Source organism: Microbacterium insulae, from assembly GCF_042677065.1.
Lineage (GTDB): Bacteria > Actinomycetota > Actinomycetes > Actinomycetales > Microbacteriaceae > Microbacterium > Microbacterium insulae.
The window spans coordinates 2,140,672-2,162,899 of record NZ_JBHTII010000001.1; the positions used below are offsets into that span (position 1 = coordinate 2,140,672).

17 protein-coding genes are annotated in these 22,228 nt (G+C 71.0%); 12 read left to right on the plus strand and 5 right to left on the minus strand.

Annotated elements, in window-relative coordinates:
- Positions 1 to 2: 2 nt before the first annotated feature.
- Entirely contained in the window at positions 3 to 1,472 is a 1,470-nt protein-coding gene (locus tag ACFQ0P_RS09885; RefSeq protein WP_204978526.1) for an NCS2 family permease, read from the minus strand.
- A gap of 122 nt (positions 1,473 to 1,594) precedes the next feature.
- On the opposite strand from ACFQ0P_RS09885, the gene ACFQ0P_RS09890 reads away from it, so the two are divergent.
- The 7 genes from ACFQ0P_RS09890 to ACFQ0P_RS09920 all read left to right on the plus strand — a co-directional run bounded on the left by ACFQ0P_RS09890 (position 1,595) and on the right by ACFQ0P_RS09920 (position 11,420).
- The gene (locus ACFQ0P_RS09890; RefSeq protein WP_204978527.1) at positions 1,595 to 3,022 is read left to right on the plus strand and encodes a cell division protein PerM; all 1,428 of its coding nucleotides are present in this window, start codon (positions 1,595 to 1,597) and stop codon (positions 3,020 to 3,022) included.
- A gap of 4 nt (positions 3,023 to 3,026) precedes the next feature.
- The gene (purN, locus tag ACFQ0P_RS09895) at positions 3,027 to 3,668 is read left to right on the plus strand and encodes a phosphoribosylglycinamide formyltransferase (RefSeq protein ID WP_204978528.1); all 642 of its coding nucleotides are present in this window, start codon (positions 3,027 to 3,029) and stop codon (positions 3,666 to 3,668) included.
- A 24-nt stretch (positions 3,669 to 3,692) separates the two neighbouring features.
- Entirely contained in the window at positions 3,693 to 5,297 is a 1,605-nt protein-coding gene (gene purH / locus ACFQ0P_RS09900) for a bifunctional phosphoribosylaminoimidazolecarboxamide formyltransferase/IMP cyclohydrolase (protein WP_204978529.1), read from the plus strand.
- Between the two features lie 78 nt (positions 5,298 to 5,375).
- Positions 5,376 to 6,896: an AlkA N-terminal domain-containing protein gene (locus ACFQ0P_RS09905; protein WP_204978530.1), complete on the plus strand. Its 1,521-nt coding sequence runs from the start codon at positions 5,376 to 5,378 to the stop codon at positions 6,894 to 6,896.
- The gene (locus tag ACFQ0P_RS09910; RefSeq protein ID WP_204978531.1) at positions 6,893 to 7,402 is read left to right on the plus strand and encodes a methylated-DNA--[protein]-cysteine S-methyltransferase; all 510 of its coding nucleotides are present in this window, start codon (positions 6,893 to 6,895) and stop codon (positions 7,400 to 7,402) included. Before ACFQ0P_RS09905 ends, ACFQ0P_RS09910 begins: the two co-directional genes overlap by 4 nt.
- A 344-nt stretch (positions 7,403 to 7,746) precedes the next feature.
- Positions 7,747 to 9,606: an ABC transporter ATP-binding protein gene (locus ACFQ0P_RS09915; RefSeq protein ID WP_204978532.1), complete on the plus strand. Its 1,860-nt coding sequence runs from the start codon at positions 7,747 to 7,749 to the stop codon at positions 9,604 to 9,606.
- Positions 9,603 to 11,420 (plus strand): ABC transporter ATP-binding protein, encoded by a 1,818-nt coding sequence (locus ACFQ0P_RS09920; protein WP_204978533.1) that lies wholly within the window; start codon positions 9,603 to 9,605, stop codon positions 11,418 to 11,420. The genes ACFQ0P_RS09915 and ACFQ0P_RS09920 overlap by 4 nt, the downstream gene beginning before the upstream one ends.
- Before the next feature lie 67 nt (positions 11,421 to 11,487).
- On the opposite strand, the gene ACFQ0P_RS09925 is transcribed toward ACFQ0P_RS09920, so the two are convergent.
- Both ACFQ0P_RS09925 and ACFQ0P_RS09930 read right to left on the minus strand, forming a co-directional pair.
- Positions 11,488 to 12,426: an N-acetylglucosamine kinase gene (locus ACFQ0P_RS09925; protein ID WP_378772069.1), complete on the minus strand. Its 939-nt coding sequence runs from the start codon at positions 12,424 to 12,426 to the stop codon at positions 11,488 to 11,490.
- Between the two features lie 10 nt (positions 12,427 to 12,436).
- The gene (locus ACFQ0P_RS09930; RefSeq protein ID WP_204978534.1) at positions 12,437 to 12,889 is read right to left on the minus strand and encodes a GNAT family N-acetyltransferase; all 453 of its coding nucleotides are present in this window, start codon (positions 12,887 to 12,889) and stop codon (positions 12,437 to 12,439) included.
- 143 nt (positions 12,890 to 13,032) lie between these two features.
- On the opposite strand from ACFQ0P_RS09930, the gene ACFQ0P_RS09935 reads away from it, so the two are divergent.
- Positions 13,033 to 15,252 (plus strand): NADP-dependent isocitrate dehydrogenase, encoded by a 2,220-nt coding sequence (locus tag ACFQ0P_RS09935; protein WP_204978535.1) that lies wholly within the window; start codon positions 13,033 to 13,035, stop codon positions 15,250 to 15,252.
- Between the two features lie 56 nt (positions 15,253 to 15,308).
- Here ACFQ0P_RS09935 and ACFQ0P_RS09940 read toward each other — a convergent pair whose 3' ends face one another.
- Complete coding sequence (locus ACFQ0P_RS09940; RefSeq protein ID WP_204978536.1) at positions 15,309 to 16,745, minus strand: L,D-transpeptidase family protein; 1,437 nt, start codon at positions 16,743 to 16,745, stop codon at positions 15,309 to 15,311.
- A 128-nt stretch (positions 16,746 to 16,873) separates the two neighbouring features.
- A complete protein-coding gene (locus ACFQ0P_RS09945; protein ID WP_204978537.1) occupies positions 16,874 to 17,368 on the minus strand; it encodes a hypothetical protein in 495 nt (164 codons plus the stop codon).
- Between the two features lie 147 nt (positions 17,369 to 17,515).
- Between ACFQ0P_RS09945 and ACFQ0P_RS09950 the strand changes: the two genes are divergently transcribed.
- From ACFQ0P_RS09950 to ACFQ0P_RS09965, 4 genes are all read left to right on the plus strand, one after another.
- Complete coding sequence (locus ACFQ0P_RS09950) at positions 17,516 to 18,706, plus strand: ROK family transcriptional regulator (protein WP_204978538.1); 1,191 nt, start codon at positions 17,516 to 17,518, stop codon at positions 18,704 to 18,706.
- Between the two features lie 73 nt (positions 18,707 to 18,779).
- Complete coding sequence (locus ACFQ0P_RS09955) at positions 18,780 to 20,066, plus strand: extracellular solute-binding protein (protein ID WP_204978539.1); 1,287 nt, start codon at positions 18,780 to 18,782, stop codon at positions 20,064 to 20,066.
- Between the two features lie 181 nt (positions 20,067 to 20,247).
- Positions 20,248 to 21,225: a carbohydrate ABC transporter permease gene (locus ACFQ0P_RS09960; protein ID WP_204978540.1), complete on the plus strand. Its 978-nt coding sequence runs from the start codon at positions 20,248 to 20,250 to the stop codon at positions 21,223 to 21,225.
- Positions 21,222 to 22,193 (plus strand): carbohydrate ABC transporter permease, encoded by a 972-nt coding sequence (locus ACFQ0P_RS09965; RefSeq protein WP_204978541.1) that lies wholly within the window; start codon positions 21,222 to 21,224, stop codon positions 22,191 to 22,193. Before ACFQ0P_RS09960 ends, ACFQ0P_RS09965 begins: the two co-directional genes overlap by 4 nt.
- Positions 22,194 to 22,228 lie beyond the last annotated feature (35 nt).

The window sequence follows — 22,228 nt, forward strand, 5'->3', positions numbered from 1 at the left end:
ACTCAGCCGCCGACCAGCGCCTCGAACGGTCCGCGGGCGAAGTACAGCACGAACCCGGCGGCGACGATCCACAGCAGCGGGCTGATCTCGCGGGCCTTGCCCGACAGCGAGCGCACCACGACCCACGCGATGAAGCCCGCGCCGATGCCGTTCGCGATCGAGTACGTCAGCGGCATCACGGTGATCGCCAGGAACACCGGCAGCAGCACCGAGAAGTCGCTGAAGTCGATGAACTTGATCTGCGCCATCATGAGAGCGCCCACGATGACCAGGGCGGATGCCGCGACCTCGCTCGGCACGATGGACACGAGCGGCGTGAAGAACATGGCGATGAGGAACAGCGCGCCCGTCACCACGTTCGCGAGGCCGGTGCGCGCGCCCTCGCCGATCCCCGCGCCCGACTCGATGAAGACGGTGTTGGAGGATGCCGAGGCATAGCCGCCCGCGACCGCGCCGACGCCCTCGACGATGAGCGCCGACTTGATGCGGGGGAAGTCCCCCTTCTCGTCGGCGAGTCCGGCCTCCTTCGAGAGACCGGTCATCGTGCCCATCGCGTCGAAGAAGTTGGTGAAGACGAGCGTGAACACGAGCATCAGGGCCGCGAGCACGCCGATCCGCTCGAACGAGCCGAGCGAGACCTGGCCGATGAGCGACAGGTCGGGGATGCTCACGAGCGAGGCGGGAAGCTCGGGCACCGAGAGGCCCCAGCCGCCGGGGTTGACCTGGTCGCCGTCGAACTTCGGGCCGATGTTCCAGATGGCCTCGACGACGACCGCGACGACCGTGCCCGTCACCAGCCCGATGAGGATGCCGCCCTTGACCTTGCGGGCGACGAGGATGCCGGTGAGCAGCAGCGTGAAGACGAAGATGAGCGTCGGCACCGTCGCGACCGACCCGTCGACCCCGAGGCCGACCGGGGGTGAGGACGCGCCCGTCGCGGTCACGAAGCCGGCGTCGACGAAGCCGATGAAGGCGATGAACAGCCCGATGCCGACCGTGATCGCGAGCTTGAGCTGGATGGGCACGGCGTCGAAGATCATGCGGCGCAGCCCCGTCGCCGCGAGGAGCACGATGATGAGGCCGTTGATGACGACGAGGCCCATCGCCTCGGGCCACGTCACCTGACCGACCACCGCGACGGCGAGGAACGAGTTGATGCCGAGGCCCGCGGCGAAGGCGAACGGAAGGCGCGTCACGAGGCCGAAGAGCACCGTCATGACGCCCGCGGTCAGCGCCGTCACGGCGGCGACCTGGGTGAACCCCAGGCTGTTGCCGTCGACGTCGACGCCGCTCGAGAGGATGATCGGGTTCAGGATGACGATGTAGGCCATCGTCACGAACGTGACGACACCGCCTCGCACTTCGCTGCCGACGGTGGAACCGCGCCGGGTGATCTCGAAGAACCGGTCCAGTCCGCCGCGCGGTTCGGGGGTTTCGGCCGTGTCGGCGGCGGGCGTCGGTGCTGTGCTCATGAATGACCTCCGCGACCGAGAGTAGTCGTGCGCGGCGACGGTTCCCGCTTCGGCTCGGGATGCCGCGACCGGCCGGGTCGCGACGGTGACCGCGGCGCGGCCGTGGGTAGGGTCGAGAGCGCATGCATCGCCTCACCGTCGCCCTTCTCGCCGCCGTCGACGCCGCCATCGCGGTGGCCGTCGGCATCGCCGCGACCCTCGCGCCCCTCACGCTGGTCTGGGTCTTCGGACTCGGCGCGACCGCGGACTGGGCGGCCCTGTGGCCGGCGTCGGCGACCGTCTGGCAGTTCGGCAATCTCGTGCCGCTGTCGATCACGCTGCCGGCCGACTACCTCGCCGCCGCCGGGATCGACCCGGACGCGGCATCCTTCGCCCTCTCGCTCTCTCCGCTCGCGTTCGCCGCGTTCACGGTCATCTTCGCGGCCCGCTCGGGGGTCCGCGCGTCGCGGGCGGATGCCTGGGCCACCGGCGCCGGCGTGGGGATCGCCGTCTTCACCGCCCTCGCGGCCCTCGTGGCGCTCAGTGCGCGGAATCCGGTGGCCGGCGCCGAGCCGTGGCAGGCGATCGTCGTGCCCGCCCTGCTGTTCGCGGTGCCGTGCGTGGCGGGCGCGATCGTGACCGAATGGAGCGAGGCCGGCGCCGGGCCGGTCGCCGCCCTCCGCGATCGCGTCGAGGCTCATCCCGCGTGGGGGTCGGTCCTCGCGCTCGGCGCTCGGGGAGCGGCCGTGGTGGTGGTCGGCCTCGTCGGGCTGGGGGCTCTGGTCACGGCGACCGCGGTCGTGCTGCGCGGTGGCGAGATCCTCGCGCTCTTCCAGGCGGCGAACGCCGACGCGCTCGGCGCAGCCGTGATCGCCCTCGGCCAGCTCGCCTATCTCCCGACGCTGGTGGTGTGGGGGATCGCGTTCGCGGCCGGACCGGGCTTCGTGGTGGGCGAGGGCGGCGTCGTGTCGCCGTCGGGCACGCAGACGGGTGTCGTTCCGGGAATCCCGGTGCTCGGCATCCTCCCCGACTCGACGTCGCCGTGGCTGCTGCTGCTCGCCCTCGTGCCGGTCGGGCTCGGCGCGTTCGCCGGCTGGGTCGCGCGCTCGCGGCTGATCGCGAGCGGGGGCGACGCGGGGGCGTCCGGCGAGCACGAGCTGCTCGGCCCCCGGCTCGCGATCGCCGCCGTCATCGCCGTCGCGTCGGGCGCCGCGGCGGCCCTCCTCTCGGCGGCCGCGTCGGGAGCGCTCGGTCCGGGAAGGCTCGCGCAGCTCGGCCCGCAGCCCGGACCGGTCGCGCTCGCCGTCGGGCTCGAAGTCCTCGTGGGGGCGGCGATCCTCCTGCTCGCGCCGCGCAGCCGCGAGAGGGATGCCTCGGCCGACGCCGCGCCGACGGGCCAGACGGGGCTCGCGGTCGAGACCCGGCCCGCGGACGACCGAGATCCCGCGGACGACCGAGATCCGGCGGACGACCGGGATGCCGCGGCCGGACCTGCCGCGTTCGACCCGGACCTCAGCCCCACGCTCGACCTCGGCCCGAGGAAATCCGGTCCGGACGCGCCGGTAGACTGACCGGGTGCTCACGGTCGCCGTCCTCATCTCGGGCACCGGGTCCAATCTGCGCGCGCTGCTCGACGCCGCTGCCGATCCCGCCTATCCCGCCGACGTCGTCGTCGTCGGCGCCGACCGCGAGGCCGAGGGGTTCGTGCACGCCGAGGAGTTCGGCATCCCGTCCTTCATGGTCCCGTGGGAGCGCTTCTCCTCGCGCGAGGAGTGGGGTGAGGAGCTCGGCCGGCAGCTCGCCGTCTGGCAGCCCGATCTCGTCGTGCTGAGCGGCCTGATGCGCCTGCTTCCCGCGCCGCTCGTCGACGCGTGGTCGCCCCGCATCATCAACACCCATCCGGCCTACTTGCCCGAGTTCCCGGGAGCGCACGGCGTGCGCGATGCGCTCGCCGCCGGCGTCGAGCGGACCGGAGCGAGCGTGATCATCGTCGACAACGGGGTCGACTCGGGGCCGATCCTCGCCCAGGAGCGGATCCCCGTGCTTCCCGGCGACGACGAGCACTCCCTCCACGACCGCATCAAGCCCGTCGAGCGCCGCCTGCTCATCGACGTCGTCCGCCGCATCGCGGACGGCGAGCTCGACCTGACCGCCGTATCGGCGCGCGCCGGATCGAGCGCCGCCGGCGGCGACGTCCCGAGTCCGACCGCTTCCTGACCCGACCCCCCGAGGAGAGCCTCCATGGCCGGCCCCAGCCACGATCCCGCCCTGTACTCCCACCGCGACGTCATCCCGGTGCGCCGCGCCCTGGTGTCGGTGAGTGACAAGACCGACCTGCTGAGGCTCGCCGACGCACTCGCGGCCGCGGGCGTCGAGATCGTCTCGACCGGGTCGACCGCGACGACGATCCGCGAGGCCGGTCACGCGGTGACGGATGTCGCGTCGGTCACCGGGTTCCCCGAGTCGCTCGGCGGGCGTGTGAAGACGCTCCACCCGGGCGTGCATGCGGGACTCCTCGCCGATCTCCGGCTCGAGGACCACCTGCAGCAGCTGGCCGAGCTGGGGATCGAGCCGTTCGAGCTGGTCGTGGTGAACCTGTACCCGTTCGTCGAGACCGTGCGCTCGGGCGCTCAGGGCGATGCCGTGGTCGAGCAGATCGACATCGGCGGTCCCGCGATGGTGCGCGCCTCCGCGAAGAACTTCGCCAACGTCGCGATCGTCGTCTCGCCCGAGTCGTACCCCGCGATCATCCAGGCAGTCCAAGACGGCGGCACGACCCTCCAGCAGCGCCGGGATCTCGCGGCGCGTGCCTTCGCCCACACGTGCGAGTACGACCGCGCCGTCGCGACGTGGTTCGCCGAGGAGACACTCGGAGGAGCCGACCTGCCGCAGCACCTCACGATCAAGGCCGAGCGCCTGGCCACGCTCCGCTACGGCGAGAACGCCCACCAGCGCGCCGCGATCTACACCCGCGTCGGCGGGCACGGGATCGCCCAGGCGACGCAGCTGCAGGGCAAGGAGATGTCGTACAACAACTACGTCGACGCCGATGCCGCGCTGCGCGCCGCGTTCGACATGGTCAAGCCCGCGGTGGCGATCATCAAGCACGCCAATCCGTGCGGCATCGCCGTTACCGCGCCGAACGCCCTCGACCCGATCGCGAGCGCCCACCTGCGCGCGCACGAGTGCGACCCCGTCTCGGCGTACGGCGGCGTGATCGCGGCGAACGGCACCGTGACGCTCAAGATGGCCGAGAACCTCAAGGACATCTTCACCGAGGTCATCGTCGCGCCCTCCTTCGAGCCCGAGGCGCTCGAGGTCTTCAAGGCCAAGAAGAACCTCCGGCTGCTCCAGCTTCCGGCCGACTGGCGCCAGGAGCGCATGGATGTGCGCCTGGTGTCGGGCGGTCTGCTCCTGCAGGACGCCGACCGGTTCCCCGACGACATCGACTCCGTCGCGAAGGACTGGGAGCTCGTGTCGGGCGAGCGTCCGGCCGACGACGACATGACGAACCTGATCTTCGCGTGGAAGGCCTGCCGTGCCGTGAAGTCCAACGCGATCGTGCTCGCGAAGGGGTCGGCGACCGTCGGGATCGGCATGGGCCAGGTCAACCGCGTCGACTCGTGCCGACTGGCGGTCGAACGCGCCGGTGACCGCGCAGCCGGGTCGGTCGCGGCATCCGATGCCTTCTTCCCCTTCGCCGACGGGCCGCAGGTGCTCATCGACGCCGGCATCCGCGCGATCATCCAGCCGGGCGGATCCGTGCGGGACGACGAGGTCATCGCCGCGGCGCAGGCGGCGGGCGTCACGATGTTCTTCACCGGGGAGCGCCACTTCTTCCACTGAGCAGCGCGGTCCGGATGCCGCCACCGCCGTGTCCGATTTCCGCGAGCGGGTGTCGGGGGAGCGTGTCAGGCTAGGGGCATGAGCCTGGCCATGACGTTCGATGAGCGCTACCGCGCGATCGACTCGCGCGACACGCGCTTCGACGGCCAGTTCGTCACCGCGGTGCGCTCGACGGGCATCTACTGCCGGCCCAGCTGTCCCGCCCGCACGCCGAAGCCGTCGAACGTGACGTTCTATCCGACCAGCGCGGCCGCACACGAGGCCGGCTACCGGGCGTGCAAGCGATGCCTGCCCGAGGCGGCACCGGGCTCGCCGCAGTGGAACCTCCGCGGCGACGCTGCGGGGCGCGCGATGCGGCTCATCGCCGACGGCGTCGTCGACCGCGAAGGCGTTCCCGGGCTCGCCCGGCGGCTCGGCTACTCGCCGCGGCACCTGACGCGCCTGCTGACGGCCGAGCTCGGCGCCGGACCGCTCGCGCTGAGCCGCGCGCACCGCGCCCAAACCGCCCGCATGCTGCTCGTGGGCACCGACCTGCCTGCGGCGGACGTCGCCTTCTCGTCGGGATTCGCCAGCGTGCGGCAGTTCAACGACACCGTGCGCGAGGTCTTCGGCCTGACCCCGCTCGAGCTGCGCGCGCGGCGGCGCGCGGTTCCGCACGACCACCGGGCGGCGGCTCTGCCGGGCGCGATCGATCTCGTCCTCCCGTTCCGCGGGCCGATCGACGCCGCCGGCCTGTTCGCGTGGATGGCCGCGCGCGCCGTCGAGGGCGCGGAGCTCGCCGGCGCCGACTCCTTCGCGCGGACGCTGCGCCTCGCGGGCGGTCCGGCGTGGCTCGAGCTGCGCCTCGACGACGCGGGCCGTCTGCGGCTCCGCGCCCGGCTGAGCCGGCTCGCCGACCTCTCGACCCTCGTCACCCGCGCGCGGCGCCTGTTCGACCTCGACGCCGATCCGCTCGCGATCGACCACGCGCTGGCCCACAGGCCCGAGCTCGCGCCCCTCGTCGCCGGGCTGCCCGGCATCCGGGTCCCCGGCGCCGCCGATCCCCACGAGATGCTCATCCGTGCGATGGTGGGCCAGCAGATCACCGTCGCCGCCGCGCGCACGGCACTGTCGGCCCTCACGCGAGAGCTCGGCGAGCCGGTCGACGAGATCGCCGGCACGACGCGGCTCTTCCCCTCGATGGCGGCGATCGCGGAGCGCGGCGCCGAGGTGCTGCGCGGCCCCGCCGCGCGCATCCGCTCCATCGTCGGAGCCGCCGCCGCGCTGGCCGACGGCTCGCTCACGCTCACGAGCGGAGACGACGCCGCCGAGCAGCGCGCCGCCCTGCTGGCGATGCCCGGCATCGGGCCGTGGACCGCCGACTACGTGCGCATGCGCGTGCTCGGCGACCCCGACGTCTTCCTGCCGGGCGACGTCGCCGTGCGCTCCGGTGCCGCAGCGGCGGGAATCCCGTCCGAGCCTCGCGCGCTCACCGAGTGGGCGTCGGGCAGCGCACCGTGGCGCAGCTACCTCACGGCCCACCTGTGGGCGGCCGTCCCGCCCGGTCCCGATCGTCGCCGGCGCGCGGCATTCCTTCACGAGAACGAGGAGACCCCATGACCATCGCGACGATCCAGACGATCGACACCCCCGACGGCGCCTTCACGATCCTCGTCGACGGCGAGCAGCGCGTGCTGGCCTCGGGGTGGACCGACGACGCCGACCGCATCGTGGGCCGGCTGCGCGCCGCGGACCGGCCGACAGCGCTGCGCGAGGGGGAGACGGATGCCGCAGCCGCCGCCCGCGCCTACTACGACGGTGATCTCTCCGCCATCGACGCCGTCGCGGTATCGCAGCACGGGACCCCGATGCAGCGCGCCGGATGGGAGGCCCTTCGCGGCATCGCACCCGGGCACCCGCTGACCTACGCGGAGTTCGCGGCCGCCCTGGGGTCGCCGACGGCGGTGCGTGCCGCGGCGGCCATCTGCGCCCGCAACGCCCCGGCGCTCTTCGTGCCGTGCCATCGCGTTCTGCGCACAGGGGGCGCGCTCGGCGGCTTCGCGTGGGGGCTGCCCGTCAAGCGGGCGCTCCTCGAGCGCGAGGCCGGGGTGCCCGCGCTCGTGTGAGCCGCCTCCCCGAGCGCAAAGTGCGCGTTGCCTTCAGCGAACACTCAGGTATACGCTGGAGGGCTGTCGCGTCGTCTCGGCGCCGACGGTCCCGTCCGCTCACACCCCAGGAGGATGACATGTCCCAGGCCGCTATCGCAGCGAAGACCGCCCTCGTCCTCCGCGTCGCCGGGTGGGAGCGCCCTCGCATTCAGGGGTAGTCGCTCACCCGTCCGTCCCGGCCTCCGCCGACTCCGGCATACCGCCGCCCTTCGGAGCGTTCCCCTCACCGGGGGCTCCGCCGCGCCACGCGCATTTCGCAGACCCGAACCCGGGTCTTCCGCTCCACCCTCCCCACAAGGATCATGACCACCACCGCCGCTCCACCGCAGTCCTCGCCGCCGCCGCGCGCGCACCTGTCCACGCCGAAGGCTCTCGCCCGGCTCCTGCCGTTCGCGAAGCCGGTGCTTCCCCGCCTGGCGATGGGCGCACTCAGCGCGCTCGTCGCGAGCCTCCTCGCGCTGTCGATCCCGCTGGTGCTCGAGGCGATCGTCTCGGGACCGATCGCCTCCGGCGACCTCGGCCAGATCGCGTGGGGCTCGGCGATCGTGCTCGGCCTCGGACTCGCCGAGGCGCTCATGGTGTGGCTGCGCCGGTGGTTCGTCCTGGGCCCCGCGACCAGGGTCGAGTACGAGATCCGCCAGACGTTCTACTCCCGGCTCCAGCGCCTGCCGGTGTCGTTCCACGACAAGTGGCAGTCGGGCCAGCTGCTCAGCCGCATGATGCAGGACATCTCGATGCTCCGTCGCTGGATGGCGTTCGGCATCGTGCTCCTGGTCGTGAACGTGCTGACCATCCTCGTCGGAACGGCGCTGCTGTTCCGGTGGCACTGGCTGCTCGGAACGCTGTTCCTCATCACGTCCGCCCCGCTGTGGTACGCCGGCTACCGGTTCGAGAAGACCTACGGGTCGCTCGCCCGGCTGAGCCAGGATCAGGCGGGCGACCTCGCGACGTCCGTCGAGGAGAGCGTGCACGGCATCCGCGTGCTCAAGGCGTTCGGCCGCGGCACCCATGCCCTCCGCAAGTTCGCGGCGCAGGCCGAGACGCTGCGCGAGACCGAGCTGCGCAAGGCCCGCGCGGTCGGCTGGATCTGGTTCTGGCTCGTGCTGCTTCCCGACATCGCGTTCGCGCTGTGCCTCGGCGCCGGCATCTACCTGGCCACCCTCGGGCAGCTGCAGACGGCCGAGCTCATCGCGTTCTTCGCGATGGCGACCGTGCTGCGCTGGCCGATGGAGTCCATCGGCTTCCTCTTCTCGTTCACGCTCGACGCCCGCACCGCCACGGACCGCATCTTCGAGGTCTTCGACGAGCAGAACACGATCGTCGATCCCGAGAGTCCGAGGTCGATCGACCGGCCGCGCGGTGCGCTCGTCTTCGAGGACGTGCACTTCCGGTATCAGGATGCCGCGGCTCACGAGCGCGACCTGCTCGACGGCATCGACCTGACGCTGCGACCGGGCGAGACGATGGCCCTCGTCGGACTCACCGGCTCGGGGAAGACGACCCTCACGACGCTGCCCGCGCGGCTGTACGACGTGACGGGCGGCCGCGTGACGGTGGACGGCGTCGACGTGCGCGACCTCACGCTCGACGAGCTCCGCACCCACGTCGGCATGGCCTTCGAGGACGCGACGCTCTTCTCGCAGTCCGTCCGTGACAACGTCCTGCTCGGGCGCGAGGATCTCGAGCCCGGGAGCCCCGAGGCCGAGCGCGTGATGCGCGAGGCGCTGCAGGTCGCACAGGCCGCCTTCGTGGACGATCTGCCCGACGGCGTCGACACGATCATCGGCGAGGAGGGGCTGTCGCTCTCGGGCGGTCAGCGTCAGCGACTCGCGCTCGCGCGGGCGGTGGCCGCACGGCCGGCCGTGCTCGTGCTCGACGACCCGCTGTCCGCGCTGGACGTCGACACCGAGGCGCTCGTCGAGGACGCTCTGCGGGAGGTGCTCCACGACACCACGGCGCTCGTGGTCGCCCACCGCCCGTCCACCGTCATGCTCGCCGACCGCGTCGCGCTGCTCGAGGCCGGTCGCATCACCGCGGTCGGAACGCACTCCGAGCTGCTGCGCGAGAGCGAGCACTACCGTCACGTGATCTCGAGCCTCGAGGTCGAAGAGGCCCGCTTGCGGGCCAGAGCACAGGACCAGGACTGGGAGGTGAACCTGTGAGCACCACGACCGTCACCGGCACGAGCGGCGAAGACCGCTCCGACTACACGCGCGCCGAGAGCAAGGCGATCCGCAAGCGCTCGCTGCGCCTGCTCGGTTCGCTCATCACGCCCGTCCGCGGCCAGCTCATCCTCGCGGGCGTCGTGCTCGTCATCTCGACGGCGCTGCGCGTCGCGGGCCCGTGGCTGATCGGCATCGGGATCAACAACGCGCTGCCCGCCGCCGTGGAGCAGATGGACTGGATGCCGACGATCCTCGTCGTCGCCGTGTATCTCGTGACCGCGATGGGGGGTGCCGCCCTCATCGGCTGGTACGTCGTCGTGGCGGCCCGACTGACGCAGGCGATCATGCTCGACCTGCGCAAGCGGATCTTCCTCCACACCCAGCGGCTGAGCCTGGAGTTCCACGAGTCCTACACGTCGGGCCGCATCATCTCGCGGCAGACCAGCGACCTCGACACCATCCGCGAGCTCCTCGACGGCGGGCTCAACGAGCTCGTGTCGGGCATCCTGTACGGCGCGTTCACGCTCGTCGCGCTGTTCCTCGTGGACTGGCAGTCGGGCCTGATCCTCACCGTCATGGGGATCCCGCTGTTCCTCCTGATGCGCTGGTTCTACACCCGGTCGCAGCTCGTGTACCGCGAGTCGCGCGTGATCAGCGCGCAGGTCATCGTCAAGTTCGTCGAGACGATGACGGGCATCCGCGCGGTCAAGGCGTTCCGCAAGGAGCGGCGCAACGACGAGGAGTTCGGCGCGCGCGCGCTGGAGTACCGCGACGTCAACATGCGCTCGATCCGCCTGTTCGGCACGTTCGAGCCGGGACTCATGGCCGTGGCATCCTTCACCCTCGCCGTGGTGATCGCGTGGGGCGGCATCCGGGTCGTGGACGGTGCGCTGGAGATCGGCTTCCTGCTCTCGGCGGTCCTCTACGTGCGGAACTTCTTCTCGCCGCTGCAGGAGGTCGCGTTCTTCCTGAACTCGTACCAGTCCGCGACGGCGGCGCTCGAGAAGGTGTCGGGCGTGCTGGAGGAGGAGCCCACGGTTCCCGACCCGGTCAAGCCCGTCGACCTGTGGAGCGCCCGCGGGCACGTGCGCTTCGAGGACGTGCTCTTCGGGTACTCGAACGACCGGGTGATCCTGCCGGACTTCTCGCTGGACATCCCGGCGGGGCAGACCATCGCGCTCGTGGGCACGACCGGAGCCGGCAAGTCGACGCTCGCCAAGCTCGTCTCGCGCTTCTACGACCCCACCGCGGGTCGGGTGACGCTCGACGGGGTGGACCTGCGCTCGCTGCACCCGAAGGACCTCCGCCGCGCCATCGTCATGGTCACCCAGGAGGCTTACCTCTTCAGCGGGACGGTGGCCGACAACATCGCGCTCGGCAAGCCCGACGCCACGATGGACGAGATCCGCGCCGCGGCGCGGGCGGTGGGGGCGGATGCCTTCATCGAGCGTCTCCCGGACGGCTACGCCACCGACGTCAACAAGCGCGGCGGCCGCGTGTCGGCGGGTCAGCGCCAGCTGATCTCGTTCGCACGGGCCTTCCTCGCCGACCCGGCCGTGCTGATCCTCGACGAGGCGACGGCCTCGCTCGACATCCCGTCCGAGCGGCAGATCCAGGACGCCCTGCAGACGCTGCTGGCCGACCGGACGGCGATCATCATCGCCCACCGCCTGTCGACGGTGGCGATCGCCGACCGCGTCCTCGTCATGGAGCACGGCCGCATCATCGAGGACGACGCGCCCGAGGAGCTCATCGGCGGCGACGGTCGCTTCGCCAAGCTGCACGCGGCCTGGCGCGAGTCGCTCGTCTGACCCGAGGATGCCCCGGTCTCCGCTCGCGCGGGGGCCGGGGCATCCGTCGTCCTCTGCCCGAGGTTCGTCAGGCGGTCGCGGTCGACACGTGCGCGGAGAGCGGATGCTGCGCCGGCAGGTCCGCGAGGGCGACCGCGCCGTCGAGTCCGGTGCCGCGCGGTTCGGCGAGGTGCACCTCCGCGTGACCGGCGGTCACGCGCGTCTCGAAGGCGTGGCGCACGTGACCCGACCGGAGCACCCCGCCGATCGCGCACACTGCCGCGGGCTCTCCGACCCCGGCGTCCACGCGGACGAGCGCGGTGATCACGCTGTGCGCCAGTTCGCTCCCGGCCCGCTCGCTGATGCTCTGTGCCACGGCGTCGCCGGCGTCGGCCAGTCGTGCGACCTCGGCCGCGAAGGAGGCGACGATGCTCACCCGGTCGTCGGCCGACTGCAGCGCGATGTAGGCCTGGGGGAGCTCGGGCCAGCGGGCCTCGACCGCGCTGCGCAGCGCCGTGCGCGGACCCCGGCCGTCGTACGCCCGCATGACCGCGTCGAGCGCCTCGCGGCCGATCCAGTAGCCGCTTCCGGCGTCGCCCATGATGTAGCCCCACCCGTCGACGCGCGCGACGCGGGTCGGGCCGACCGCGAGCGTCACGACGCCCGTGCCGGCGGCGACGACGGCGCCGACTCCGGTGCCGATCGCCCCGAGGAAGGACGTCGTCGAGTCGTGGGCGAGGCGCACGCTCCGCGCGCGAGGGTCGGCGATCACCGCGAGGAGGGCCGCGGCATCCGCTTCGGCATCCGTCAGTCCCGACACGCCGGCCGTCACCGTCACGCCGGGGCCGGCGCCGGCGGCGTCGAGGACCTCGCGCACGACCCGCGCGAGCTGCGGGAAGAGCGGCTGGTGCGTGAGGATGCCGGGGAAGAGGCGTTCGGCGGGCATGCCGCCGCCGGTCAGCCGTGCCTTGATCCCCGTCTGCCCCGCGTCGACGGCGAGGATGCGGGCGGGAGCTTCGACGGACACGCGCTGTCGCTCAGAGACGGATCTCTGCGATGACCTCGCCGTACTCGGTCTCTCCGACGGGCGTGAAGCCCACGCGCTGGAAGAAGGCCTCGGGGCCCCCCTCACCGGCTTCGTAGATGACGTCCACGCGGTCGAAGCCGCGATTGCGGGCCTCTTCGAGCAGCTGCTCGACGGCGAATCGCCCGACGCCGCGGCCCTGGTCGTCGGCATCCACGTTGATGCGCCACAGGACGGACTGGAAGTGCTCGACGGGTGCCTCGCCGTCGAAGTTCGCGCTGACGAACGCGACGACCTCGTCTCCGTCGAGCACCACCCGCTGCCACGTGGTCTGAGGGTTGACGACCGTGGCCGCGATGCCGTAGCTGACGGGAGCGAGGAACTGCTCCTGCCCCGGCTTCAGCGACAGGTTGTTGACCGCCACGATGGTGGAGGCCGAGAGTTCGACGAGGCGCAGTTCACCCATACGCCCAGGCTAGCCCGGAAGTGCGCTCCGGGCACGATCGGATCGGCTCCGTTACAGGGAGTTCATCCGGTCAGATATCTCGATGTCGAGATATTTTCCCGTTGCGATACGCTGGGGAGATCCCCGAAAGAAAGACGAAACCGGTGACCGACTCGACCATCATCTACACCTACACCGACGAGGCACCGGCACTCGCGACCGCGTCCTTCCTGCCCATCGTGAAGGCCGTCACCGGCCAGGCCGGAGTCGACGTCGAGACCCGCGACATCTCGCTCGCGGGGCGAGTGCTGGCGGCGTTTCCGCAGCGTCTGACGCCGGAGCAGCAGGTGGGCGACGCGCTCGCCGAGCTCGGCGGGCTCGCGACGCTGCCCGAGGCCAACATCATCAAGCTGCCGAACATCTCGGCGTCCATCCCGCAGCTCAAGGCGGCGATCGCCGAGCTCCAGGCTGCGGGCTACGACATCCCCGACTACCCGGACGAACCGCAGACGCTCGAAGAGAAGGACGTCCGCGCCCGGTACGACCGCATCAAGGGCTCGGCGGTCAACCCCGTGCTCCGCGAGGGCAACAGCGACCGCCGGGCGCCCCTGTCGGTCAAGAACTACGCGCGCAAGCACCCGCACCGCAACAAGCCCTTCGCCGAGGGGTCCCGGACCCGTGTCGCCACGCTCGGTCACGACGACTTCAAGTCCAACGAGAAGACGACCGTCATCGAGTCCGACGACGTCCTGTCGATCCAGCACGTCGCGGCGGACGGCACCGTCACTCCGCTGAAGTCGGGCATCAAGGTGCTGCCGGGCGAGATCGTCGACGCCACGTTCCTGTCGGCCGCCGCGCTGGACTCGTTCCTCGCCGACACGCTGAAGGATGCCGCGGCCGACGACCTCCTCTACTCGGTGCACCTCAAGGCGACGATGATGAAGGTCAGCGACCCGATCATCTTCGGTCACGTCGTGAAGGCGTACTTCGCCGACGTGTTCGACCGCTACGGCGACAAGATCGCCGAGGCCGGTCTCACCGCCAACGACGGTCTGGGCGCGATCCTCGCCGGGCTCCCCTCGGTCGAGGGAGGCGACGAGATCGCCGCGGCGATCCGCGCCGACCTGGAGCGCGGCCCGCGGCTGTCCTACGTGAACTCCGACAAGGGGATCACGAACCTCCACGTCCCGTCCGACGTGATCGTGGACGCGTCGATGCCCGCTCTGATCCGCAACGGCGGCAAGCTGTGGGGTGCGGACGGCGCCGAAGAAGACACGCTCGCGGTCATCCCGGACTCCTCCTACGCCGGCGTGTACCAGACCGTGATCGACGACGTGATCGCGCACGGTCCGCTCGACCCCGCGACGATCGGCACCGTCCCGAACGTCGGGCTCATGGCCCAGGCGGCCGAGGAGTACGGCAGCCACGACAAGACGTTCGAGATCTCCGGGACCGGCACCGTGCAGGTGCTCGACGGCTCGGGCCGCGTGCTCCTCGAGCACAGCGTCCAGCCGGGGGACATCTGGCGCGCGACGCAGACGAAGGACGTCGCGGTGCGCGACTGGGTAAAGCTCGCCGTCGGCCGCGCCCGCGCGACCGGCGCACCCGCGGTGTTCTGGCTCGACGAGAACCGCTCGCACGACGCGGCGCTCATCGGCAAGGTGAAGACCTACCTCGGCGAGCTCGACACCGACGGGCTCACGATCGAGATCCTGGCGCCCTCCGCGGCCACCCAGTATTCGCTGGACCGGCTGCGCAAGGGCGAGGACACCATCTCGGTCACCGGCAACGTGCTGCGCGACTACCTCACCGACCTGTTCCCGATCCTCGAGGTCGGCACCAGCGCCAAGATGCTCTCGATCGTGCCGCTGCTCGCGGGTGGCGGGCTCTTCGAGACGGGTGCGGGCGGCTCGGCCCCCAAGCACGTGCAGCAGCTGCTCGAGGAGAACTACCTGCGGTGGGACTCGCTGGGCGAGTTCTTCGCCCTCGCGGCGTCGCTCGAGCACCTGGCGACCACGACGGAGAACGTGCGCGCGCAGGTGCTGGCAGACACCTTGGATGCCGCGACCGGCACGTTCCTCGAGAACGACAAGTCGCCCGGCCGCGCGCTCGGGACCATCGACAACCGCGGCAGCCACTTCTACCTGACGCTCTACTGGGCGCAGGAGCTCGCCGCGCAGCAGGCCGATCCCGAGCTCGCCGCCGCCTTCGCCCCCGTGGCCGAGGCGCTCGCGTCGAACGAGGAGAAGATCGTCGCCGAGCTGGGTGCCGTACAGGGCTCACCGGCCGAGATCGGCGGGTACTACCGTCCCGACGCCGAGCTCGTCGAGGCCGTGATGCGCCCGTCGGCCACGTTCAACGAGATCATCGACTCGCTCGGCTGACTCCACGACGAAGCCCCCGCCCTCACGAGGTCGGGGGCCTCGTCGTGCGCGTAGGCTCAGGCGTGGATCCACACCTCGGTGCCGACCTCGAGCCAGTCGTACAAGGCCTTGGCCGTGGGGATCGGCATGTTGACACAGCCGTGGCTCATCGGGTTGCCGAAGTTGTTGTGCCAGTACGCGCCGTGGAACGCCTGGTCGCCGTTGAAGTAGGCGACCCACGGGATGTCGGCGGTGCAGTACGGCGCGCCGGGGAAGCAGCCCATGTCCTGGATCGGCACGAAGGCGAACACGCGGAAGTGACCCTGCTGCGTGGGGGTCTCGGCGAGGCCCGACGAGATCGGGAAGGAGCGGACGACCGCGTCGTTCTCGAACATGTAGAGGGTCTGTGCACCCAGGTCGACTTCGACACGGCGCTCGAGAGCCGTGGTGGCGAAGTCGGTCTCCTTCACGGGCAGCTGGTACCGGGCGTCGCCCGTCGCGAGCTGCGCGGCGAACTCGTCGGCGATGCCGTTCGTCTCGCCGAGCACGCGGCCGCTCACGCCGGGGGTGACCTCGCGCAGGACCTCTCCGGAGGAGTCGGTGACGACGACGGCCTTCACCGGGTCGCGGTCGACGGACGCGGCGAGGGTCGGGACGATCTTTCCGATGGCGGCGGCATCCGCGGCGATCTCGAAGGTTCCCTCGCCGGAGGGCGAGACCTCGAGCCACGAGGCCGCGACGGCGGGGGAGACCGGCACGACACGCTCGTCGCCGACGTAGAAGCCCGCCGTGGCGAGCATCGTGTTGAGGCGATCTGCCGTGGACTCGGCCACGTACGTCGGGAGCTCGGCGTCGACCGGTGCGGTGCTGGGCGCGATCTCGACCCGCGTCTGCCCGGAGGCGAAGGCGTCCTCGAGCGCGGCGCGGAGCGCCTCGACGTCGATGCCGGTGCCGGGCTCCGCGGGCTGGGCGACGTAGGCATTCGCCGTCTCATCGAAGGCGAGGGTCGCGTCGACCGGGTCGGTGTAGAGCTGGGGCGCTTCGGCGCGCAGTGCGGAGGTCGCGGTCTGCTCGTCGATCGTCACCGCGGCGGCGGTGGACTCCGGGAACCACGAGGTCACGTTCCACAGCGGATGCTCGGCGTACGCCGCCTGGACCATCGCCTCGGCGTCGACGGACGCGCCGAGATCGGCACCGGTGACGACGGCGTCGCCGCCCTCGCCGGTGATCACGACCGTCGTGTCGGCGAGACGCTGGCGGATCGTGTCGACGGCGGCGCCGGGCGTGAGGAAGCCGATACCCACCCCCGCGACCGCGGTTCCGGGGGCGAGCAGGATGAGGGAGGACGCCACGACGGCGATCGCGGCGATGCCGGCGGTCAGGCCGATCCACAGTCCCTTGCGGCTCTTGCGCGGTCGAGGTTCGGCGGGAGCCCAGGCGTAGGCCGGCTCCTCGGGGACGCCGATGTCGCGGCCCGCCTCGTCGGCGCGTTCCTCGGTCGCGAGATCTGTCACCTGTTCACCCCCCGGTTTCGGCGCGATTCTCCGTCCATGGTAAGGGACGGGTCTGGGAGGGTCCGCAACGACGTGGTCACGGTTGCCGGCGGAGGGAGTGGCGGGCTCTGCGAGACTCCGCGCGGGTCCTACTCCGAGGAGCCGCAGAGGGCGTCGAACTCGCCCATCGTGGTCTGCAGGTCGTCGCCGACCTCCTGGAACTCCGCCGCGCGGGCCGTGTCGCCCTCGATGATGGCGGGGAGGAGCTCGGCGACGCGCTCGAACAGATCCTGCAGCGGGGGCAGCAGGGCGGCCACCTCTTCGTTGGTGACCTCGGCGCTGGCGTCGGAAACGCTCTGGGCGGCGGCGGTGAAGGCATCGGCCACAGCGGCGGGGTCGTCGGAGGTCGCCTGTTCGAACTCGTCGGTCGCAGAGGTGATCGTGTCGCTCACGAGCGTGCACGCCTCCGCCACGGTCTGGCCGCCCGAGCCGGATCCGTCGGATGTCTCCGAGCCGGAAGAGCCGGAGCCGGAGCCGGATCCCGACCCGGAGGAGGGGAGTCCGGTGCAGCCCGTCACGCCCCAGAGGGCGCCGAGGACGATCGCGGCGGCGGCGAGGCGGCGGGTGAGGGGGGCGCTGAGCATCGTTCCACTGTAAGCGAAGCGTCCGGAATCGAGGGCCGCGAGGGTGAGGCATCCCCGTCCCCGCGGAATGTAACAGTTTTGTAAACACCCCGTGCAAATCTGTCGAACGGGTTGCGACATGTTTGTTCGTAAGGTCTACTAACAAACATGTCTGCATCGGAAGTGCAGCGCGGCTCTTCCACTCTCGAGTCGCCGCACACCTCAGGGAACGGCCGGGCCTTCACCGCCGGGCGCACGCTGCGCCACGGCGCGAAGGTCCTGCCCGAGCACGCGCGCGGCCACAACCGCTCGCTCGTGCTGCAGACGCTGTTCCACCAGGGCTCGATGAGCCGAGCCGACCTGTCCCGCGAGACGGGGCTGACGCGCGTGACCATCAGCGACCTCGTCGCCGAGCTCATCGCCGACGGGTTCGTCGCCGAGATGGGGGTGCGCGAGGCATCCGGCCCCGGCAAGCCCGCCATCCTCGTCGACCTCGACCGCTCCGGACACCGGATCGTGGGGATCGACCTGTCCGGCAGCGAATCGTTCATCGGCGCCGTGCTCACCCTCGACGGCGACATCGTCGCGCGGCGCGAGGTCCCGCTCCCGGCCGCCGACGACGTCGTGTCGACCGTGGTCGAGCTCGCGCGGGTCCTCGTCGAGGACTCGCACGCGCCCGTGCTCGGCATCGGCGTCGGAACGCCGGGTGTCGTCGACGACCGCGGCGTGATCCTCACCGCACCCAACTTCGGCTGGGCCGGCTTCGACCTCGAGGGCGCGCTGCAGAACGCCCTCGGCCTCCCCGTGCTGGTCGCCAATGACGCCAACGCCGCGGTGCTCGCCGAGTACACGTTCGGCGGAGCCGGCGACGACGTGCTCCTGGTCAAGGTCGGCCGCGGTGTCGGCTCCGGACTGCTCGCCGCCGGCCAGCCGATGCGCGGCAGCCGCTTCGCCGCGGGTGAGATCGGCCACGTCACCGTCGGCACCGACGGCGGTCCCGTGTGCGTGTGCGGGAAGGTCGGATGCCTCGAGGCCTGGCTCTCGGTCCCGTCGCTGTCCGCGCGGCTGGCAGAGGCATCCGCCGCCGATCGCGACGGCATCCTGCGCGACGCGGGGGAGCGCCTCGGCATCGCGCTCGCCCCCGTGGTCGGCGCCCTCGACCTGTCGGAGATCGTGCTCTCCGGCCCCATCGAACTTCTCGACGGACCTCTCGCGGAAGCGACCGTCGAGACCCTCCGCGCCCGGACGCTGGCTCAGTTCCACGACAGCGTGCGCGTGCGGATGACGGAGCAAGGCCAGGACATCGTCCTGCGCGGCGCCGCCGTCATGGTCCTGTCGGGACAACTCGGGGTGTCGTGACACCGCACCCAAATCCCCCCGGATGGGTCACCCGGCCCACCCAAACCACCAAGAGAACACAAAGGAAGACACCATGAACAAGAAGCTCGGAGCCCTCGCGCTCGTCGGCGCTTCGGCTGTCGTTCTGGCCGGATGTGCAGGCGGCGGCGAAGCAGCCCCCAGCGAGCCCGCCACCGGCGACCTGACCGTCTGGCTGGTCGGCGCCGACACGCCGCAGACGGCGCGCGACTACCTCAAGGAGACCTTCGAGGAGGAGAACGACGGCTGGACCCTCACGATCGAGGAGAAGACCTGGGCCGACGTGTCCGACACCTACGAGGCCGCGCTGTCGTCCAACGACGCGCCGGATGTCGTCGAGGTCGGCAACACCCAGGCGATCGGCTTCGCCGACAAGGGCCTGTTCCTCGACATCACCGACATTCAGGAGCAGCTCGGCGGCGACGACCTGCTTCCGGGTCTCGTCGAGGCCGGCACGTACGACGGCTCGCTGTGGGCGGCGCCGTACTACGCGGGTGGCCGTGTCGTGTTCTACACGCCGCAGATCGTGGGCGACACCCTCCCGGCGACCCTGGACGAGTACGTCGCGCAGGGCACGGAGCTGACCACCGACACCGTCTCGGGGATCTACGCTCCCGGCCGCGACTGGTACAACGCCCTCCCCTACGTGTGGGCCAACGGCGGCGAGATCGCCGTCCAGGACGGCGAGGAGTGGGACGCGCAGTTCTCCAGCCCCGAGAGCATCACGGGCCTCGAGATGCTGCAGGACGTCTACGAGAACGCCACCGTCGCCCCCGTCGACGGCAACGAGCGCCTCGGCAACATCGCGTTCTGCGCCGGCGAGGTCGGCTTCCTCTCGACGCCCGCATGGGCCGAGGGCAACCTGACCGGCGCGTGGCCGTGGGGTGACGAGGCGGCGGGCGAAGAGGTGTCCAACGGATGCCCCGACACCTACGCCAAGGACCTCGGCGCCTTCGCTCTTCCCGGCCTGACCGAGGGCGAGACCGCCCCGATCTTCGCCGGTGGCTCGAACGTCGCCGTCGCCTACAAGAGCGACGCCCCGGGCAAGGCAAAGGCCGCGCTCGAGATCATGCTCTCGGAGGGCTACCAGAAGCTCCTCGCCGAGCAGGGTCTGGTCCCGGGCATCAAGTCGGCGGCGTCGGCTCTGCCCGACACCGACTCGGCCAAGGCGCAGGCCGAGGCTCTGGCGAACTCGAAGTTCACCCCGGCCAGCCCCAACTGGGGCGAGGTCGAGGCGGCGCAGATCATCCCCGACGCGCTCGTGCGCATCGCCCAGGGTGAGGACGTCACGACGGTCGCCGAGGAGCTCGACCAGCAGATCGAGGACATCCTCAACAAGTAAGCCCCCCGGAGGTGCGGGGTCCCGGTCCACCGGGATCGGGACCCCGACACCCCGGACCGAGCCCCCGGTCGGACTCCGGACGCGATGCCGGCGTCCGACCAGGAGTACGGTCCACTCCGCATCACCCGTCACCGCCGGACGCGCCGCCGCGCCCGGCCGCAACAGCCAGAGAGGAGACGACATGAGCGAAACCGCCACCGCGGTGCGCCCCGCCGAGAAGCCCCGGGGCGCGGCATCCCGCCCGCCCGTCTCACGGGAGAAGGCCCGCGCCAGGCGCGACGCCCGCAGCGCATGGGTGCTGCTCGCGCCGTCCCTGATCATCCTCGGCGTGATGGTCGCCTACCCCGCCGTGCTCATGGTCATCCAGTCGTTCACCGACTACACCGTGCGCAACAAGGTGCAGGGCACGATGCCGAACTTCGTCGGCTTCGAGAACTACCTGGACCTGTTCACGCAGTCCGACTTCCCGGAAGTGCTGATCCGCAGCCTCGCCCTCATGGTCGTGATGACCGTGTTCATCATGGTGCTCGGGGTGCTGATCGCCGTGCTCATGACGCGCCTCGGGCGCGCGTGGCGCATCGTCGTCTCGGTCGGGCTGCTCCTGGCGTGGGCGATGCCGCCGCTGACGGCGACCGTCGTGTGGGGCTGGATCTTCGACACCCAGTACGGCCTGGTCAACTGGGCGCTCAACACGATCACCGGAACCCAGGACTGGACGAACCACTCCTGGCTGCTCAACCCCTTCTCGTTCTTCTTCGTGCTCACGATCATCGTCGTGTGGCAGGGCGTGCCCTTCGTCGCGTTCACCACCTACGCCGGGCTCGGCCAGGTTCCCGCCGAAGTGCTCGAGGCGTCGTCGCTCGACGGCGCGAACGGCTGGAAGCGCTTCTGGAACATCGTGTTCCCGTACCTGCGCAGCGTCCTCACCGTCGTCCTGGTGCTGCAGATCATCTGGAACCTGCGCATCTTCACCCAGGTGTACGCCCTGCAGAGCCGGGGCGGCATCGCGTCCGAGACCAACGTGCTCGGCACCTATCTGTTCCGTCAGGGGCCGGGCGAGGTCGCCTTCACGGCCGCGATCGGCGTCGTCATGGTCGCGCTGCTGCTCATCCTCTCGTGGGGTTATGTGCGCACCACGCTCAAGGAGGAGGAACTGTGAGCACCCAGGTCTCAACGGGCACGCAGCTCGGCATCGTCGGAGTCGACGAGGTCCTCGGCGAGGTCGGCAACGCCAAGACGCCCCAGCGCGGCTCCATCGACGCGCGCCGCCCATCCGCCAAGCGCGTCGTGACGCGCACGTTCCTCAACATCGCGGCGCTCATCGTCTTCGTGATGTCGGTGTTCCCCGTGTACTACATGGTGAACCTGTCGTTCACGCCGAATTCGAAGATCATCAGCCGCGAGCCGAGCCTCTTCCCCTTCGACTTCACGTTCAGCAACTACCGGTCCGCGTGGGGCCGCGAAGCCGCGGCCGGCCAGACCGACTTCGCCCACGCGCTGCCGACGACGCTGACCATCACGGCCGGCGTGCTCGTCGTCACGCTGCTGTTCGCCTTCCTCGCGTCGGTCGCGCTCGCGCGCTTCAAGTTCCGTGGACGCTGGACCTTCATCGTCGCGGTGCTCGTCGTCCAGATGATCCCCGGCGAGGCGATGATGTTCACGATCTACGGGATGATCGACGACTGGCGGCTCATGAACACGCTGCTGGGCCTCGGGATCGTCTACGTCGCGATGGTCGTGCCGTTCACGATCTGGACCCTCCGCGGCTTCGTGGCCGGCGTCCCCGCCGATCTCGAGGAAGCCGCCATGATCGATGGGTGCACCAAGTCGCAGGCGTTCTGGAAGGTCACCTTCCCGCTGCTGGCCCCGGGCCTCGTCGCCACCGGCATCTTCGCCTTCATCCAGGCGTGGAACGAGTTCACGATGGCGCTCCTCTTCCTGCGGGGCTACAACCTCACCCTCATGCCGTGGCTGAACGCGTTCCAGTCGTCGTCGGTCGGCGGCGCGGTGAACTGGGGAGCGGTGATGGCCGGCTCGACCATGATCGCCATCCCGGTCGTCATCTTCTTCCTCATCGTGCAGGGCCGCATGACCGGCGGCCTCGTGTCGGGGGCGGTCAAGGGCTGATGCGCGCGGTGCACCACACCCTCTCCCGCGGGGAG

Excerpts from the sequence above, each read along its gene's own strand:
- ACFQ0P_RS09955 (WP_204978539.1), top strand. The coding sequence starts at position 18,780 with ATGAACAAGAAGCTCGGAGCCCTCGCGCTCGTCGGCGCTTCGGCTGTC.
- ACFQ0P_RS09950 (WP_204978538.1), top strand. The coding sequence starts at position 17,516 with ATGTCTGCATCGGAAGTGCAGCGCGGCTCTTCCACTCTCGAGTCGCCG.
- ACFQ0P_RS09885 (WP_204978526.1), bottom strand. The coding sequence starts at position 1,472 with ATGAGCACAGCACCGACGCCCGCCGCCGACACGGCCGAAACCCCCGAA.
- ACFQ0P_RS09890 (WP_204978527.1), top strand. The coding sequence starts at position 1,595 with ATGCATCGCCTCACCGTCGCCCTTCTCGCCGCCGTCGACGCCGCCATC.
- ACFQ0P_RS09945 (WP_204978537.1), bottom strand. The coding sequence starts at position 17,368 with ATGCTCAGCGCCCCCCTCACCCGCCGCCTCGCCGCCGCCGCGATCGTC.
- ACFQ0P_RS09910 (WP_204978531.1), top strand. The coding sequence starts at position 6,893 with ATGACCATCGCGACGATCCAGACGATCGACACCCCCGACGGCGCCTTC.
- purH (WP_204978529.1), top strand. The coding sequence starts at position 3,693 with ATGGCCGGCCCCAGCCACGATCCCGCCCTGTACTCCCACCGCGACGTC.
- ACFQ0P_RS09930 (WP_204978534.1), bottom strand. The coding sequence starts at position 12,889 with ATGGGTGAACTGCGCCTCGTCGAACTCTCGGCCTCCACCATCGTGGCG.
- ACFQ0P_RS09915 (WP_204978532.1), top strand. The coding sequence starts at position 7,747 with ATGACCACCACCGCCGCTCCACCGCAGTCCTCGCCGCCGCCGCGCGCG.
- ACFQ0P_RS09960 (WP_204978540.1), top strand. The coding sequence starts at position 20,248 with ATGAGCGAAACCGCCACCGCGGTGCGCCCCGCCGAGAAGCCCCGGGGC.
- ACFQ0P_RS09905 (WP_204978530.1), top strand. The coding sequence starts at position 5,376 with ATGAGCCTGGCCATGACGTTCGATGAGCGCTACCGCGCGATCGACTCG.